The organism is Alteromonas sp. V450 (assembly GCF_001885075.1).
In the GTDB taxonomy this organism is placed as follows: domain Bacteria; phylum Pseudomonadota; class Gammaproteobacteria; order Enterobacterales; family Alteromonadaceae; genus Alteromonas.
The window spans coordinates 1,884,987-1,901,998 of sequence record NZ_MODU01000004.1; the positions used below are offsets into that span (position 1 = coordinate 1,884,987).

Here is a 17,012-nt window from a genome sequence, read left to right on the forward strand (position 1 = left end):
AAAACGGGAGCATAATGCTCCCTTTTTTGTCATGTTACTAACTGCGGTATGTGTGTGATTTTCCAAGCAACGCTCATACAAGCCAATTTAAATAGACAAATCAAGCACTTCAAGGCAGAGTAAGGGCACGTAAACAAAGGCTGTTTTTAATGTCTCCATGGAATAAACTGCGCAAAATAATGATGCAATATTTTGCCGAATCTCGTTGGTACACCATAGTCAGCGCTTCGGTGTTCTATGCAATCACCAGTTACTGGCTGTTATACGCGGCTAACGAACACGACCTTATTGCTAGCGTAGATTTCGTTTATTGGTTAGCGGTAACTGCTTCAACGGTAGGTTATGGCGACCTATCACCTACTACCCCCGCCGGTAAACTCGTTGTTGCATTTTATGTAATTCCTTTAGGCCTCAGCATTTTCGCAATGGTTATAGGTCGTATCGCTGGATGGGTCTCGTTGCAATGGAAAAAAGGGTTAATGGGTATGAACAACCTACATTTGGATCAACATATTTTAATTATCGGATGGAATGGACAACGCACGATGGTCCTTCTTGATTTGATATTACAAGAGAGAGAGGCCATGTCCGACAGGCCAGATATCGTCCTGTGCGTTAAGGCTGACATTACTAACCCCATGCCTGGCGTAATTGAATTCGTCAAAGTCGACTCTTTTAATAAAGATGAGGATATGGATAGGGCCTGCGTTTCCTCTGCAAAAACAATTCTCATAGATAACCCTCAAGATGACGTTACCATGACAACGGCGCTTTATTGCGCAAAGCGCAACCCTGATGCACATCAGGTTGCTTACTTCGATGACGATAGCTTGGTTAGCCTGTTACAAGACCACTGCCCAAAAGTAGAATGTACGCCCAGCGTTGCGGTGGAAATGCTTGTGAAAGCGGCTTTCGACCCTGGCTCTAGTATGCTTCATCACGATTTATTGAGTGTAGATGCCGGCCAGGCACAATTCTCAATAAAAATACCTGAAGATAGCCCTGCCATCTCAGTAGCCAAACTTTTCATTAACTTAAAACGAAAGCACAACGCGATTTTCATTGGCTATGCACCTAATGGGCAAGTAAAGGAAATGGTAGTTAACCCTCCTTTAGACACCACGTTAAATGCCGGTGACACGTTATTTTATATTGCAGAACGACGCATTAACGCCATTAACTGGTCGTCGCTAGATGCTGATTAAGAGAGGACGCTGATGTTTAGTAAGTTATTTAAAAAAACAAAGGTTACAACGCCAAAAGCGCCGGAAGTGATGGGGCTCTATTTAGGTGGCTCATTTGAGCTAGATAACTTAAAGCTCACTTTGCTCGAACCTGAACTGACCATTCAACGCGCCGCTCGCTCACAACTCATTCAAGCGGTTGGCGAAGCGCCCTTAGATACTGGCGGCACACTTTTGAGGTTCTACACCGACGATGAAGCGTTTCTCCAGGTTGTCCTAGATGGTGGTATGAGTGAAAACCACATTTCTGATGTTAAGCTTTGGCATTTTTACGATACGCAAACAATTGGCAGTACGGCGCAATGGAACGAGTGTTTGGCAAATATTATCAGCCAGCCCACTTATGAACTGGACGGAAAAACCTTTACCCGTGTATGGGGGGCCGTCGGTGATGAGTCTCCACCCGTCGCCGTGACAGAAACCACTTATGAAGAAGACGGTGATACCAGTACAACTGATCAGTTTATGATGCTTTATGAACGCCCACTTGATAACGACAGAGTGGAAACACTTCTTGTTGTAGGTGAAGAAAAACAAGTCGGTCACAATTTAGATCGCTGTCTTGTCATTTCAACAGGTTTTGATATCCAGCCCACAGACATAACAATTAACGGTTAATAGGAAGAACTTTTATGGAAACAATTTTGCAATCGCTGTCAGGTTTAGACAACTTCGCGCTTTACTTTGGCTTATCTATCGTTTTTTTGTTCATTTTCAAACTGGTTTACGCTCTTGTAACGCCGCACGATGAATGGAAGTTAGTTAAAGAAGAAAAAAATGTTGCAGCGGCCATTGGCTTTGGTGGCGCAATTATTGGCTTCGCGATAGCCCTAGGTAGCGCAGCATCAAATTCTGTTGCAATAATCGACTTCGCCATATGGGCACTGGTAGCAGTGATTGCTCAATCATTGGCGTTCGCTATTTTGCGATTTAGCTTCATGCCCAAAATTGCAGAGCGCATTAATAATAATGAAATTTCAGCAGGTGTTATGCTAGCTAGCATGTCAATCGCCGTTGGCTTACTAAATGCAGCATGCATGACCTATTAAAGGGGGCTGCAATGACTTCGTTAAAAAATAGCAACCAGCCGCAACTATCCGGTAATGAACAGCACTGTGAATCTAGTGTTACAGCGGATAAACCCAAGACAAAACGCAGTAAAAACATTGATTTAAACCATATGCGCAAAGGTTTTATCGCTAAACCTCTGGCGCTTGGTGTAGCAAGTATTATGCTGAGCGCTTGCGGAAGCGAGCGCGAGGATGCGGTTATCTACACGTCTTTAGAAGACTGTACACAAGACTACCCTGACGCCGTGGAGCGCTGTGAAGCCGCCTATAAAACAGCGGTGGATGAAGCCATGCGGACAAGCCCACGTTTTTCTTCTGAGTTTGACTGTGAACATGAATTTGGGCCAAACCAGTGTCAATATGTAAACAACAGTAGCGGCAGCTTTTTCATGCCATTTATGGCAGGCTATATGGTGAGTTCATTACTTTCACCTAGCCGATATTATTCTCAGCCACTTTACACGTCATATGCGTATGGTTCTCCCTATCGCTCTCGCTGGATTACGGCGGATGGCTATGTATTTGACGGTGATCTGAGAAAACGCAAATACCGAGTGAGCAAAGACGTTTACAAACCAAAACCAACCGTTAATCGCACTATGAAACGCGGTGGATTTGGCAGCAGTGTGCGCGCAAAATCGTCATGGGGCAGCAGCAGTAGGTCTGGCGGCTGGGGCGGTTAACTGATGTTCAGAATGTCATGCCAACCTCGTGAGGGTTGGCAGCAGCTTGCAAGCGAGTTCGGCTTTCATTTTCACACTATGTATGGTGAACCGTATTGGGATGAAAGCGCCTATTATCAATTTTCATTAGAACAAATTGAAAACGACATTGAAGATCCTACCGCACAGCTTCATCAAATGTGTTTGGATGTCGTCGATGACGTGGTAAAAAGTGAGGCGTTACTCAAGCGTTTTTGCATCCCTGAATATCATTGGGATTTTATCAAGCAAAGCTGGGACGCTAGAGATCCTAGCTTATACTCTCGACTCGATCTTGTTTACAACGGCAAAAGCCCAGCAAAACTGCTCGAAAACAACGCTGACACACCCACCAGCCTTTACGAATCAGGGTTTTGGCAATGGTTATGGCTAGAACAAAACGTAGACGCAGGAAAACTGGCGCGTAATGCAGATCAGTTTAATAGCCTGCAAGAAAAGCTAGTACACAGATTTCGCGAAATCGCTCTTCATTATGATATTAATCAGCTTCACATGGCGTGCTGCAAAGACACGGTAGAGGACAGAGGCACAGTGCAATACCTTCAAGATTGTGCGCGTGAAGCTGGGCTTCACTCCGATTTTGTCTTTATCGAAGACATTGGAATTGCAGATACAGGCGTGTTTACCGACTTACAAAACAAGCCAATCACCGAATGTTTTAAGTTATACCCTTGGGAGTTTATGCTGCGTGAAGAATTTGGTGATGTATTACATGAAGCAGGAACCAATTGGATAGAACCCTCTTGGAAAGCAATAATTTCCAACAAAGCGCTTCTGCCCCAACTTTGGAAAAAGTTTAAAGGTCATCCTAATTTACTACCCGCATTTTTTTCTGACGATACGTCTAGCGCTGATCTTTCTGGAAAGTGGATTAAAAAGCCACTCTTTTCAAGAGAGGGGGCGAATATCTCTATTGTTGAAAACGGTAAAGAGCAAGCGTTAAGCGAGGGTCCTTATGGGGAGGAAGGTTTTATTTTGCAATCTTTCCAACCGCTTCCAATATTTGAGGGAAATCATACGCTCATAGGAAGCTGGCTTGTTGATGATATGCCAGCCGGTATATCGGTCAGAGAAGACAAATCTGCCATTACGCAAGATCTTTCACGCTACCTGCCTCATATAATTTTGTAACGCCTAACGTTATCTATTTGCTTTATGGAGAATCAATGAAGCCGTTTTCGCTACAAATAAGAATATTGCTTACGCTAGGAGCACTTCTTATCGCAATTGAAGTTGCTAACCTACTAACCGGTAATGCTTTAAATCATTTTGGCGTTGTGCCTCGCTCTATTTCGCACCTTCCCTTCATCTTTACGGCACCATTTTTACATGGCACTCCTACGCACTTAATGGCTAACCTAGTGCCACTTCTTTTATTCATGTGGCTAACTATGCAATGGGGTATGCGCACCTTTCTTATTGCAACAATAAGCGCATTATTGATTGGTGGAATTGGCGTTTGGCTATTCGGAAGGACTGCTACACATATTGGTGCAAGCGGTATGGTTTATGGTTACTTTGGCTTTCTGGTATTGGCTGGATTTAGAAGTAAAAAAATACGTTATTTACTCATTTCTCTGTTAGTAGCCGCGCTTTACGGCACAATGTTGGTCGGGATCCTTCCAACCTCTAAATTTATTTCCTTTGAATATCACCTATTTGGGTTTGTTGGCGGTTTAATTGCTGCTTGGTACTGGGCACGCTAGACGGTTTACGTATAATTACGCTATCGCTAAACAAGAATCAAAGTTATGTCAGCAGTAGAACAATCTCCCCAAAAAAACCAAGGCTTCTTTGGCAACCTTGCGTTTAATATTGTTATACCCGTGGTACTAATGAGCTATGCAAGCTCAGAAGATTATCTTGGACCGGCCTGGAGTATCGTAGCAGCCTTAAGCTTTCCCATCGGTTATGGGCTTTGGGACTTGAAGGCGTCAGGTAAAATAAACGGCTTTTCTATTCTAGGAATAATCAGCGTGTTGTTAACGGGTGGCTTTAGTTTACTAAAATTACCTGCTGAATATATTGCCATTAAAGAAGCTGCGATCCCCGGCATGATTGGAATTGCCGTTCTTGTTACGCAGTACTCCAATAAGCCGTTAGTAAAAATGCTTATCCTCAACGATCAGATAATTAATTGGCCTTATCTCAACGAAGTACTAGATAAACAAGGCAAGCAGGCTGAATTTAAGAAGAAGGTTGCAACCAGCTCCTACATCGTAGCAAGTTCATTTTTTCTATCTTCAGCGCTCAACTATATTCTGGCAAAAATGATTTTAGTCAGTGAACCCGGAACAACCGCTTACACTGAAGAGCTTGGGCGGATGACGGCTTTGAGTTACCCCGTTATAGTTATTCCAAGCATGGTTCTGCTAATTGCTGCACTGTGGTATTTATTTGCACAGATTAAAAAGATCACGGGCGAAGAGCTGGATAATTTCATCAACCAGTAAATCGAATTTTTGCGTTAGGCGTATTTATTGGATAAGTGCTAAATAGCAGCAATTAAGAATCATAAATACGTCTACGTAAAATCATGCTAAAAATTGAAAATCTCAATAAGTCGTTTTACCAAACCGACGATGTTCAGCTACTTGAAAACTTGTGTTTAGAGGTGCCAGCAGGCGCTTCCGTAAGTATTCAAGGCGCATCAGGCTGTGGGAAATCTACCCTACTCTCTTTAATAGCTGGCTTTGATTTTCCAGATTCTGGCAACATTTTTGTTGATGGAACGTCACTTTCAAACATTGCAAATCTAGACTCCTTTCGTAAAAACCAGCTGGGCATTGTATTTCAAAGCTTCAACCTTTTTGATTGTTTTAATGTTTGGGACAACATTGCTTTTACAGCCAGACTTAAAGGCAATTACAATAAAGCCTACCAGCAAGAATTAATGCATAGCTTAGGTATTAATAGTTTAGCCACGAAACCGGTGTCGGTTTTATCTGGGGGCGAGCAGCAGCGATGTGCCATTGCTCGCGCACTCATCCATAAACCGTCTCTTGTGTTAGCGGATGAGCCTACCGGCAATCTTGATGAAAGCAACAGCGATGCGGTTGCCTCATTGCTTTACGAGACCTGTTCACGCACCAATACGTCCCTTGTTTTAGTTACCCATAGCAACCAGGTTGCCCAACAGGCCAATATGTCTTTCCTGCTTAAAAGAGGCAAGCTAGAAGAAATCACCAATCTGAACAAGCGCTCCATTACAACTGGTACGCATAATCATTCGTTATGTAATTAAATGAACGCGCTCTTTCTCACTTTCAATGCAATGCTTGCAATGGCTCGCACACGACCATGGGAGCCTTTGCTGATTATAGTTGCCATTTTACTGGCCAATGCAGGGCTAGTAACGGTCTTACTGATAAACGAAGGAGCAAGCCAGGGCGCGCTGACTCAGCAAAACGGTACGTTATTGAATGGCACTATCATCACCGCTGCACAGCAGCAATCCTTGGCTGCGCAAACTACAGAGCAATCAGGTGCTGCACATACTAATGCCTTACACCTAAACACGTCACACTACAGCAAACTGAGAAAAGCGGGTTTTACGGATATAATCGCATTTTCGCAACGAGAGGTTACGTTGCAATGTAAAGAGAAAATAGACAACCGCAAGACGCTCAACCTTATCGGATTAGACACTCAGCCTCTTCTTGGAAGCCGGTTTAAACAACTAACTATACAACCCAGTAGAAGTACAGCTACCTCGAAGCCATCTCCTAGTGGCCAATTTATAATAGACGCGCTTATTAACCCCATTACCGTTGCTGAATTAAACTGCAATCAACCGCTTTATACTACTGGTGAAAAAACGTGGTCTAGCGATATCAGAGTGTCTGTTGACAGCAAAATGCCTGAAGATACGCTGGTTGTTTCAATCGCTGATTTTTATACCGACAATATCTCGCCATTCAATACTCCCCTCGCTGGTTTGATATCTATAACTGAACTAACGCCAGCAATGCGAGAGCAACTCGACAATCTTCTGCCGTTTAAAATTAATATTAAATCAACGTATAATAATGACACAGGAACCTTACCGGAAAGTTTTACGCTTAATCTATGGGCAATGAGTATGCTGATGGGGGTTGTCGCACTCTTTATCGTACTAAATGCTCTAAATTTAATGTACAAAGCACGGCTATTTAATGTACTTAGGTTCAGGCAACTCGGTGTTTCTAGCAGATTGCTCGGCGTTGCGCTTTTGGTAGAGCTATTGTTTTATTGCATCTTGGGCGTACCGATAGGTATTTATGTAGGGTTCGAGGCCGCGTCGGCGCTTTCTCCAGTGATCAAAGGAACCTTCTCTTCATTATTTGACGCCGCCTTTGTTACACCAGATATCGATGTTATCTTTATCTTCTCGCTCGCCTTTTTTATTACATTTGTGGCACTTTGCCTTTTTGCTATCGTACCTATTAGGCAGCTGTCTAAATCACTTCTAACTCATCGACAGCAGCAAAGAAGCACGCCTTCTATTCGCTTTGTCTGCTGCACTAGTATTGTTATTTTAGTTGTGTTGTACGGTGTTAGCATTTTTATCCATTCAACGCTTAGTGCGCTACTTTTTGTGGCAGCTTTACTGCTAGGAAGCTGCGTACTGGTTCTGCTTTGGTTACCGGTTTTAGCCTTTTACCTTGCTCGTTATGCACCCAAGCGATTTCCAGTATTACACTTTTCAATCGCCAACACGCATCACTTGTCGTCTAGGACTCGATTGGCGGTTTGCGCTTTTTTTATTGCGCTCACTGCTAACATCGGCATGAACACAATGACTGACAGTTTTAGAGACGCTACGGAACGTTGGCTGTCACAGCGGCTCTACGCCCCTTTTTATTTGTATACCGAACAAGCGCTCTCAACGTTTAAAGCGCCCGCTGGGATGCTGTTAACACCGCTTCTCCAATTTAAAACGGTTATGGCCAATGCCGATGTTACGTTGAGTAGTTACCCTGTGCACAATGCGGGTCAACAGGCGCTTGTATTAGACAGCGCAGTACCCTCAGCATGGAGCCAGTTTGTCGAGGCAAATGGTGTATTCATCAACCAACAATTTGCTTACAAACACGCAATTAAATTAGGTGATTCAATTTCGATAGACCGCCAAACCTATAATCAACTTTATGGTGGAATGTTAGACAGCACGTCGGACTCGGGAATACTGTCCAAAGAGATACAGCTTAACGTTCTCGGTATCTACCCTGACTATGGCAATTTAGAAAACCAAGTATTAATCCCCCTTCCTTTGTTTAGAGAGAAGCATAAAGATGCACTGTTTTCTGGCGTTATTGCACTGGCACCGGTTAAGGGCCAAGTGAGCGCAGAGAGAATAAAAGCATTGCTATACAATGAATCACAAAATCAGGCGGCGGATACTGATGATCAACTGTTCAGTAGAAAGGCACTACTTGCGCTCTCTATGAAAACCTTCGACAAAACGTTTGTGCTTACCGATGGGCTCAATATCGTCACGCTTTTGGTGGCCGGTTTAGCCTTCGCTATATCGCTGAGTATTTTAGCGCTCGCCAATAACAGCCAGCTCAGCGTGTTAAGAGCATTTGGTGTGAGCCAATTGCGGGTTAAGCTATCTTTACTTTCCCAGTATATGGTTATCTGCTTACTTACTGCGGCGTTAGCGTTACCCTTTGGGGTCTATTTGGCTTCGGTGTTTATTAACTACGTCAATCGATTTGCTTTTAACTGGACTTACCCTCTTTTGATAAATGTTAGCACTATGGCGTTCACCGTGCTTTTTTCATTAGCGTTTGTATTATCGGTTATCTTATTGCCACTGGGGAAACTCAAGCCAAAAGTAGATTTGCGACAAGAGTCACAGTTATGAATAAATTTTCGTATTATCCAAAAAATGCCCTTTTTCACTGCATTGTCGCTTTATCGTTTTGCGCAATGGCGGGCTGTAGCGACGACAATTTAGTGAACTCACAGGTTACTAAGTCCACACCAAGTAGCCAGCCAGGCCCCAGAAATTTTTTTGGTGAACTATCCATTGATGATAACTTTGCTCAAGTACAACAGTCCGTCCCTCTTCGGCTTCCTTTCGACCATGAAAGCCACCCTAATTTCCAATTGGAGTGGTGGTATTTTACCTTTGTTCTAGAAGGTGAACACCGCGAAACGGGGCAAGTTCAACAACTTGGTCTTCAATATACGCTTTTTCGATTTAACACCAACAGCAAAGCAAAGAAAACTAGCCACTGGTCAAACTCACAACAGTTTATGGCACATGCGTCGTTACACAGTAAAACACAGCATTTTTTTGAAGAGCGATTCGCCACAGGAAGCGTTGGAAACGCGTATGTAAGTAATGCGCCTTTTCAAGCCGTCATTGATGACTGGTCAGTAAAGAGTGAAAACGCTACGCCCTTTCCTTCCATCTTGCAATTTTCAATCAACCCTCAGCTTCCAAACAAGTCACGTTTAATATCAGCCGGCAATAGTAGTGCAAAGGCATTAGGTACCCTGCACCTTACCGCCACACAACCTTTTATAAAACAAGGGGTTGACGGTTACAGCAAGAAAACCAGTGACGAGCGACTGCGTTCGTACTATTACAGCCAACCGTTTATTGATGCTAAAGGTGAAATAATCATTGAAAATGAAGTATTTAAGGTAACAGGTAAGGGTTGGTACGACCATGAATGGACCAGCCATTTAGTTGCGCGAGATGCCATGGGCTGGGATTGGTTTTCGCTACACCTTGATAATGGCAGCAAGCTCATGGCGTTTAGAATGCATACGTTATCAAGCAACGCCAATGCAGCAAAAAATTCAGTTGAAATGTTCACAACGGGCAGCTTTATAACGGCTAACGGAAAAAAAGTAGCCCTTGAAGCAAATGATATTTCAATTACGCCCGTAGAATATGAAACTATTGTACTTTCAGACGCTGAAGGAAGTATTGAGAAGCAAGTGCCCACACACTGGCAAATGTTGGTGCCTAAAGCCAATATCGCGGTGAATATTCGCCCTTTTAAACAGGGCCAATGGAATGCCAGCGTGTTTCCTTATTACGAGGGCCGTATCGAGATAGAGGGAAGTCACAAGGGAAGTGGCTTCTTAGAACTAACGGGTTACTAAAAAGCCAAAAGTATTAATAAATAGACCAGTTAATTCGTTCACTTAACGATGTAAGCGCAGCTACACCAAGTTGGGAGTTACCCACACTATTAAGCGCAGGCGAAAAAACACAAATCGAAAAGCGCCCTGGCACAACGGCAACAATGCCACCACCCACTCCGCTTTTTCCTGGCAACCCAACTTTAAAAGCAAAGCTTCCAGCTTCGTCATACATGCCACTGGTAGCTAACAACGCATTAACCTGTTTGGTTTGATAAGGCGTTAGAATTTGCTCACCCGCACATGACGACATACCTTGATTTGCCAAAAAGCTGGTAGCGCGAGCGAGATCTTCACAACTCATTTCTAACGCACAGTTATAAAAATAGTTCCTGAGTACTTCTTCTACTTCGTTTTGAAAGTTACCGTACGCTTTCATTAAATAAGCCATGGCGGCGTTTCGAGCCCTATGCTCATATTCCGATTCCGCGACGACCTTGTTAACTACAATATCGCCGTTACACGATAACCTTCTAACAAAATCGCGCATGGCGATATGTGGCGAAGCAAAGCGTGACTGCACCATATCACTCACAACCAATGCGCCAGCATTGATAAACGGGTTCCGCGGAATACCATTTTCATATTCAAGCTGTACAAGAGAGTTAAATGGCAAACCAGACGGCTCACAACCAACCCGCTCCCACATGCTTTCGCCATAATGATTTATCGACAACACTAAGTTAAACACTTTAGAGATACTTTGAATTGAAAAAGGCACACTGGCATCGCCAATTGAGGTTATTTGGCCTTGTGTATCGCATATTGCGATCCCAAACTGACGCGGGTTAACCGATGCAAGCGCTGGAATGTAGTCGGCAACTTTTCCCATTCCAAGCATTGGTTCAACTTCATCGAATATGTCATGAAGAAGTGAAAGCATGTCTTCATTCATTTTCAAAAATACCTCTTAAAAATAAAGCGCTATGTGTAGCGCTTTATCAAATAGTGAATGCTAGTCAAAAAAGATTAATTGCAGCGCCAATCTTCTTTAAAATCACACGTGCCGTCGTCTTTGCTATCACCAGACATTAACTCAATATTGCTATTGTTTTTATCACTAGAAGACATTATTGCTTTAGTATCAACTTTACTTCCAGCAACGTTACCGCTGATAAGCGCAAATATTTTTTTCGCAATGTCTGTGTTATCGATTTGCCCAGCAAACTGCTCTGCGCCAGTACCAAAAGCGAATACTTCAACATCTACACCCGTATGCCCACTGGTTGTCCAACCGGTGTTTGTTTTAACATCTAAGAACTTTTTCACTGCCATAAACCGGCTTTTATCATCTTGATTAGAGACACTATCGAAGGTTGCAAGCTCCTCTTCTGTCATCGATAAACCAAGTTTTTGCGCGACAAATTCTCCAGGCTTATCTGCACTAGCCATGTCGATTGCAATAGTCATTACCGATGCAGACATATTTTTTAGGTGCTCCGGTACCCACTTGTAGTCGCCATTGGCGCCTATTGTAAGCCCGCCGGTACTGTGATCTGCTGTGAGCACGACCAAGGTTTGAGGATTCTGCTTAACGTACTCTCTCAAATACTCCATTGTTAACGCAAGGTCGTGCATCTCTGCCATAGCCGACCCTATGTCGTTTGAATGTCCAGCCCAGTCTACCTGGCTAGCTTCAACTAATAAAAAGAAACCCCTGTCATTCTCTAGATGCTTTATGGCATTTTGTGTTAAGTACGCCAAACGGTTTTTCCGTCTGTCATCTAACACTGCCGGTAAGGCCACTGGCGCAAATAAACCTAAAACGTTACTGCCCGCTGGCACAGATGCTAAACGGTTATAGCTATCAGCGTATTCGTAACCAGCATCAATAAATTCTGCAAGAATGTCTCTGTCTTCTCGTTCAAAGTACGTGGTGCCGCCACCTAGCATGACATCTGCAACAAATTCACCGTTGACTCTCTCATCAAAAAAATCTTCGGCTATGTCGTTGTAGTTCTTCCTACTTTCATTATGCGCAATATATGACGCTGGTGTGGCGTGCACAATTTGTGAGGTAACCGCCAGGCCAGTACGCATACCATTTCGCTTGGCATAATGCATAACTGAATTTACTGGCTGCTTATTAACATCAACACCAATTGCACCGTTGTATGATTTCACGCCAGTAGCTAATGCCGTAGCCGCAGCAGCAGAGTCAGTCACATAACCAGACACATTCGCGGGATAAGTAGACGCATTGCCTACAAGAATTTCATCGAATATAACAGTTTCTACTTCAGGCGTGTTCGGGTCGTCCATAAAATTGCGGTATGCTGTGGTAAAGGCTGGGCCCATACCGTCTGCAACAACCATAATAATATTTTGAGGCGCCGGGGACGCTGGTACTTTTGTTGCACTTTCAGTCGTATTTTCGGTAATACCACAAGCGGTCAAAACCGCTACCGTCGCACAGCTCAAAATAGATGTGCGAAAAAAATGTTTCATCATGAAAACTTCCCTGACGTTAACTGTATATTTATGCTCGTGAGCTCAAATCGGAAACGATGCTTGTAAATCCAATACAAAATGGAAGGACGCCCAATTCGACAAAAGTCGATAGTGTAAATCAGGCGGGAATTATCTAAAAGGCTTAGGCGTAGTTTCGGTGAAATTATTTAGGTTTGTCGAGACTCAAGCCACTCGCGCATGCGCTGCTGCGCTACATCGACCAATAAATCAGGTTGGAATTTTGAAATAAAGCGGTTGCAGCCCACTTTTTCGACCATAGCATCATTGAAGCTGCCACTTAAAGACGTATTAAGTGCGATAAACAAATCGCTCATCCTGGGATCATTTCTCACTTCGGATGTCAGTCTGTAACCGTCCATTTCAGGCATTTCTGCGTCTGTGAACATCAGCAGAATTTCCTCACTTGGCCTTTTACCTTCATCTGCCCATTTCTTAAGCAAAGCCAGCGCTTCGGCTCCGTTTTTTCGCTCTATAATGTCAATACCAAGTTGGGTTAAGGTATCTTTTATCTGCTTTCTCGCGGTGCTTGAGTCATCCACAATAAGCACTTTTTTACCAGCGAAATGGTTCACGATTTGCTGGTCTAGAACATTTTCAGAAATTGACGTGTCATAATCGATAATTTCAGCAAGCACTTTTTCAACATCAATTATCTCTACAATCTCAGAAACACCGTCAACATTCACCTGGGTTATGGCGGTTAAATAATTAGATTTCCCTATACCGGTTGGTGGGGGTTGAATGGTGCCCCATGAAGTATTCACAATGTTTTTAACGTTACCGATAATAAAACCTTGAACACTGCGGTTGTATTCAGTAATGATAACGTTCTTCGCCACGTCTTCGGTGGCAATACCACGCATTTTTATTGCCTGCCTTAAATCGATAATGGGAATTGAACTCCCTCTGTAGTTCATCACGCCTTTGAGGTTGTAATGAGAGCCAGGCATCATATTAAGCTTCGGTACATTGATAACTTCTTTAATTTTGAACACATTCATAGCGAAGATGTGACGTGTACCTAATTGAAACATCAAGAGCTCGAGGCGATTCTCGCCTACCAATTTTGTTCTCTGATCCACCGATGACAATACGCTATTGCTCATACAAGCCACTTACCTTATTTATTCAATCAATTTACCGCGTACCAACCCGAATTCAGTTTGGTAAAACAATTGTTTACGCACGCCCAAACATTACTATGCGTTGCACGTTAACTCTATTCCCCTTTTAGCTAATTCGCTGCGCAATAAAGCGTCATATAGTACAGAGGATAGTCAATCTTCTCTGGATTATCCTCACTCTCCAAAAAATTAGTTGCTAGTTTGCGAATACATCATTCACTAAATAAATGGCGGCAATGCAAATTATATATTTCTATTATTTAAAAATGCGAACTAGGATGAAATGGAAATCACGGGAACGCTTAAGAGCGTAATCGAAAACAACATAAAGTATTTTACTACTACAGTCGGGAGAGACGCTCATGTCGCAATATCAACAAGACATTGATAACTTCGCCACATTAAAGGCAGCACAAAACGGAACGTGGGAAGGTATCAACCCAGAATTCGCTGCACGCATGAAGGTTCAAAACCGTTTCAAAACAGGTTTAGACATTGCACGCTACACAGCAAGCATCATGCGCAAAGACATGGCTGAATACGACGCAGATTCGTCTCAGTACACACAGTCTCTAGGCTGCTGGCATGGTTTTGTTGGCCAGCAAAAAATGCTTTCGGTTAAAAAGCACCAAGGCACAACTAATAAGAGCTACCTATATCTTTCAGGCTGGATGGTAGCAGCACTTCGCTCTGAATTCGGGCCACTTCCTGATCAATCAATGCACGAGAAAACTTCAGTATCTGCGCTTATCGAAGAGCTTTACACTTTCCTTCGTCAAGCCGATGCTCGTGAACTGGGCGACCTTTTCCAAAAGCTAGACGACGCTAAGAAAAACGGCGGTGACGTGGCTGCTATTCAGGCTGAAATTGACAACTACGAAACACACGTAGTGCCAATTATCGCTGACATCGATGCTGGTTTTGGTAACGAAGAAGCTACATATCTACTTGCAAAGCAAATGATTGAAGCAGGTGCATGCTGTATCCAGATTGAAAACCAAGTATCAGATGCCAAGCAATGTGGTCACCAAGACGGTAAAGTTACGGTTCCGCACGAAGACTTCCTAGCGAAGATCAATGCAGTACGCTATGCATTCCTTGAACTAGGTGTTGATGAAGGTGTAATTGTTGCACGTACTGACTCACTAGGTGCTGGCCTTACTCAGAAGATCCCGGTATCTACGTCAGAAGGCGACCTAGCTGCTCAGTACAATGCATTTTTGAAGACAACTGAAGTTGCAGGTGCTGAAGATTTAGCTGAAGGTGACTTGGTACTTAAGCAAGGCGGCAAGCTTGTTAAGCCTGAGCGCTTACCAAACGGTTTGTTCCGTTTTAAAGACAACACTGGCTTTGACCGTGTAGTTCTTGACTGCGTTACTTCACTTAAGCACGGTGCTGATCTGCTATGGATTGAGACAGAAAAGCCTCACGTTGGTCAAATTGCTGAAATGGTTGACGCTATCCGTGAGCAAGTACCGAATGCTAAGCTAGTTTACAACAACTCTCCATCGTTCAACTGGACACTTAACTTCCGTCAGCAAGTATTCGATGCTTGGGCAGAAGAAGGTAAAGACGTATCTGGTTATGACCGCGCGAAGCTTATGTCTGCTGACTACGATGACAGCGAATTGGCGGCAGCTGCTGACGAGAAAATCAAGAGTTTCCAAGCTGATGCAGCGCGTGAAGCGGGTATTTTCCATCACCTTATTACGCTACCAACTTACCACACTGCAGCACTGTCTACTGACAACCTTGCTAAAGGTTACTTCGGTGAAGAAGGTATGCTTGCTTATGTACGCGGTGTTCAGCGTCAGGAAATTCGCCAAGGTCTAGCGTGCGTTAAGCACCAAGCAATGGCTGGCTCTGACTTAGGTGATACACACAAAGAATACTTCTCTGGTGAAGGCGCACTTAAAGCGTCTGGTGAAGACAACACGATGAATCAATTCGACGTGTAATCAAGAGTTAGATGGAAAGTATCCCAACCTTTCCTTCAAGGCACCTTCGGGTGCCTTTTTTATTTCTCTGCAATCAACTAAACCTTCCAAGCTATTCACACTGATTATACATTTCAAAAAAAATAAATTTTCTTATACGTTTTAAAAAACCATAAAAATTAAATATAAAACTTTAATTTCAATAACTTAAATACATACAAATCGTTGCGATAAGACTAAATGCTTATCTGACAAACAATAAAAAAAACCATATAATAGCTTTGTTTAATCAAGTCCAAGAAGAGCATTATAATTATGAATATAGCGAAGGTTGACTTAAATCTTTTAGTGTACCTTGATGTACTGCTTCGCGAAGGAAGTGTGACCAAAGCGGCCAACCAGCTGAGTATTACTCAGCCTGCAATGAGCAACGGCCTGAAACGACTTCGCGACTTGTTTAAAGACCCACTACTCGTGCGCACCAGTGACGGTATGACCCCGACCAAGCGCGCTATTGAATTACAGCCTATTATTAGAGATGTTCTGAGCCGATTAGAAAGTTCTATACAACCAGAAACTGATTTCGACCCTCTTACAAGCGATAGAACGTTTAGAATTATGACCAGTGACTACGCAGAAAGTACACTTCTGTTGGAGCTGGTAGGAAGACTTGCACAATTGGCGCCCAACATTACGCTGGATCTAATTACACCTAGTGACGTTACTTTCCATGACGTAGAGCAAGGAAAGGTTGACATGGCGATTAACCGTTTTGATGAACTTCCGCTTTCATTTCACCAGAAAGTGATTTGGTACGACACATTTAGCTGTGTTATGAGCGCAGACCATCCGCTGGTCGAGCAGTGTAATCTAGAAGGGTACCTTCGCGCCCAACATATATGGGTAAGTAAAACAGGCTTTGGTGTGGGTGTAGGTATCGATCCGAACGAAGTTCAAAAGCTGGGTTGGGTAGATGCTGAGCTGACTAAAATAGGAAAACAACGCGCTATCCGTGTATTCACTCGCCACTATCACGCAGCACTGCAAATAGCGAAAAAGCAAAAGCTCATTGCCACTTTACCAAGTAAAGCCGCACGTCTATTCAAAAACGATCCTGATGTAGTAATTAAGGAGCCGCCGTTTGATATTCCTCCCATAGCACTGAAAATGGCGTGGAGTGCACTTCTTCACCACGACGCAGGTCATATATGGTTGAGGCGTCTGATCAGCGATGTTGCTAGCGAGATGAATGCTGGCTAACCATTCACAAGATATATGGCAAAGATACAAACCATAAATT

At 43.3% G+C, this 17,012-nt stretch carries 15 protein-coding genes; 12 read left to right on the forward strand and 3 right to left on the reverse strand.

The genetic code is table 11. From position 1 onward, the window contains the following. The first annotated feature begins 149 nt into the window (after positions 1-149). From BK026_RS08275 to BK026_RS08320, 10 genes are all read left to right on the forward strand, one after another. Complete coding sequence (locus BK026_RS08275; protein WP_177247894.1) at positions 150-1,205, forward strand: potassium channel family protein; 1,056 nt, start codon at positions 150-152, stop codon at positions 1,203-1,205. A gap of 12 nt (positions 1,206-1,217) precedes the next feature. Next, a complete protein-coding gene (locus BK026_RS08280) occupies positions 1,218-1,862 on the forward strand; it encodes a YjfK family protein (RefSeq protein ID WP_071815438.1) in 645 nt (214 codons plus the stop codon). 14 nt (positions 1,863-1,876) lie between these two features. After that, positions 1,877-2,293, forward strand: a complete 417-nt coding sequence (locus tag BK026_RS08285) for a DUF350 domain-containing protein (RefSeq protein WP_071815439.1) — start codon at positions 1,877-1,879, stop codon at positions 2,291-2,293. A gap of 11 nt (positions 2,294-2,304) precedes the next feature. Next, entirely contained in the window at positions 2,305-2,997 is a 693-nt protein-coding gene (locus tag BK026_RS08290; protein WP_083575052.1) for a DUF1190 family protein, read from the forward strand. A 3-nt stretch (positions 2,998-3,000) separates the two neighbouring features. Next, on the forward strand, positions 3,001-4,167 hold the full coding sequence (locus BK026_RS08295; RefSeq protein WP_071815440.1) for a glutathionylspermidine synthase family protein: 1,167 nt from the start codon (positions 3,001-3,003) through the stop codon (positions 4,165-4,167). A gap of 35 nt (positions 4,168-4,202) precedes the next feature. Further along, a complete protein-coding gene (locus tag BK026_RS08300) occupies positions 4,203-4,742 on the forward strand; it encodes a rhomboid family intramembrane serine protease (protein WP_071815441.1) in 540 nt (179 codons plus the stop codon). Positions 4,743-4,787: 45 nt separating this feature from the next. Next, positions 4,788-5,489: a VC0807 family protein gene (locus tag BK026_RS08305; protein WP_071815442.1), complete on the forward strand. Its 702-nt coding sequence runs from the start codon at positions 4,788-4,790 to the stop codon at positions 5,487-5,489. Between the two features lie 83 nt (positions 5,490-5,572). Next, complete coding sequence (locus BK026_RS08310) at positions 5,573-6,280, forward strand: ABC transporter ATP-binding protein (protein ID WP_071815443.1); 708 nt, start codon at positions 5,573-5,575, stop codon at positions 6,278-6,280. Beyond that, positions 6,281-8,884 (forward strand): ABC transporter permease, encoded by a 2,604-nt coding sequence (locus tag BK026_RS08315; RefSeq protein WP_071815444.1) that lies wholly within the window; start codon positions 6,281-6,283, stop codon positions 8,882-8,884. Continuing rightward, the gene (locus BK026_RS08320; protein WP_071815445.1) at positions 8,881-10,140 is read left to right on the forward strand and encodes a lipocalin-like domain-containing protein; all 1,260 of its coding nucleotides are present in this window, start codon (positions 8,881-8,883) and stop codon (positions 10,138-10,140) included. The genes BK026_RS08315 and BK026_RS08320 overlap by 4 nt, the downstream gene beginning before the upstream one ends. 13 nt (positions 10,141-10,153) lie before the next feature. Here BK026_RS08320 and glsB read toward each other — a convergent pair whose 3' ends face one another. The 3 genes from glsB to BK026_RS08335 form a co-directional block, all read right to left on the reverse strand. Then, positions 10,154-11,062 (reverse strand): glutaminase B, encoded by a 909-nt coding sequence (glsB, locus tag BK026_RS08325; protein ID WP_071817560.1) that lies wholly within the window; start codon positions 11,060-11,062, stop codon positions 10,154-10,156. An 86-nt stretch (positions 11,063-11,148) separates the two neighbouring features. Further along, positions 11,149-12,630 (reverse strand): alkaline phosphatase, encoded by a 1,482-nt coding sequence (locus BK026_RS08330; protein ID WP_071815446.1) that lies wholly within the window; start codon positions 12,628-12,630, stop codon positions 11,149-11,151. Between the two features lie 167 nt (positions 12,631-12,797). After that, positions 12,798-13,757, reverse strand: a complete 960-nt coding sequence (locus BK026_RS08335; protein ID WP_071815447.1) for a chemotaxis protein CheV — start codon at positions 13,755-13,757, stop codon at positions 12,798-12,800. Positions 13,758-14,137: 380 nt separating this feature from the next. On the opposite strand from BK026_RS08335, the gene BK026_RS08340 reads away from it, so the two are divergent. Continuing rightward, positions 14,138-15,733, forward strand: coding sequence for an isocitrate lyase (locus BK026_RS08340; protein WP_071815448.1), 1,596 nt, complete (start codon positions 14,138-14,140; stop codon positions 15,731-15,733). 294 nt (positions 15,734-16,027) lie between these two features. Then, a complete protein-coding gene (locus BK026_RS08345) occupies positions 16,028-16,972 on the forward strand; it encodes a LysR family transcriptional regulator (RefSeq protein WP_071815449.1) in 945 nt (314 codons plus the stop codon). Positions 16,973-17,012: the final 40 nt, after the last annotated feature.

Excerpts from the sequence above, each read along its gene's own strand:
- BK026_RS08295 (WP_071815440.1), top strand. The coding sequence starts at position 3,001 with ATGTTCAGAATGTCATGCCAACCTCGTGAGGGTTGGCAGCAGCTTGCA.
- BK026_RS08340 (WP_071815448.1), top strand. The coding sequence starts at position 14,138 with ATGTCGCAATATCAACAAGACATTGATAACTTCGCCACATTAAAGGCA.
- BK026_RS08310 (WP_071815443.1), top strand. The coding sequence starts at position 5,573 with ATGCTAAAAATTGAAAATCTCAATAAGTCGTTTTACCAAACCGACGAT.
- BK026_RS08290 (WP_083575052.1), top strand. The coding sequence starts at position 2,305 with ATGACTTCGTTAAAAAATAGCAACCAGCCGCAACTATCCGGTAATGAA.
- BK026_RS08285 (WP_071815439.1), top strand. The coding sequence starts at position 1,877 with ATGGAAACAATTTTGCAATCGCTGTCAGGTTTAGACAACTTCGCGCTT.
- BK026_RS08345 (WP_071815449.1), top strand. The coding sequence starts at position 16,028 with ATGAATATAGCGAAGGTTGACTTAAATCTTTTAGTGTACCTTGATGTA.
- BK026_RS08330 (WP_071815446.1), bottom strand. The coding sequence starts at position 12,630 with ATGATGAAACATTTTTTTCGCACATCTATTTTGAGCTGTGCGACGGTA.
- BK026_RS08275 (WP_177247894.1), top strand. The coding sequence starts at position 150 with ATGTCTCCATGGAATAAACTGCGCAAAATAATGATGCAATATTTTGCC.
- BK026_RS08335 (WP_071815447.1), bottom strand. The coding sequence starts at position 13,757 with ATGAGCAATAGCGTATTGTCATCGGTGGATCAGAGAACAAAATTGGTA.
- BK026_RS08315 (WP_071815444.1), top strand. The coding sequence starts at position 6,281 with ATGAACGCGCTCTTTCTCACTTTCAATGCAATGCTTGCAATGGCTCGC.
- BK026_RS08305 (WP_071815442.1), top strand. The coding sequence starts at position 4,788 with ATGTCAGCAGTAGAACAATCTCCCCAAAAAAACCAAGGCTTCTTTGGC.
- BK026_RS08300 (WP_071815441.1), top strand. The coding sequence starts at position 4,203 with ATGAAGCCGTTTTCGCTACAAATAAGAATATTGCTTACGCTAGGAGCA.
- BK026_RS08320 (WP_071815445.1), top strand. The coding sequence starts at position 8,881 with ATGAATAAATTTTCGTATTATCCAAAAAATGCCCTTTTTCACTGCATT.
- BK026_RS08280 (WP_071815438.1), top strand. The coding sequence starts at position 1,218 with ATGTTTAGTAAGTTATTTAAAAAAACAAAGGTTACAACGCCAAAAGCG.
- glsB (WP_071817560.1), bottom strand. The coding sequence starts at position 11,062 with ATGCTTTCACTTCTTCATGACATATTCGATGAAGTTGAACCAATGCTT.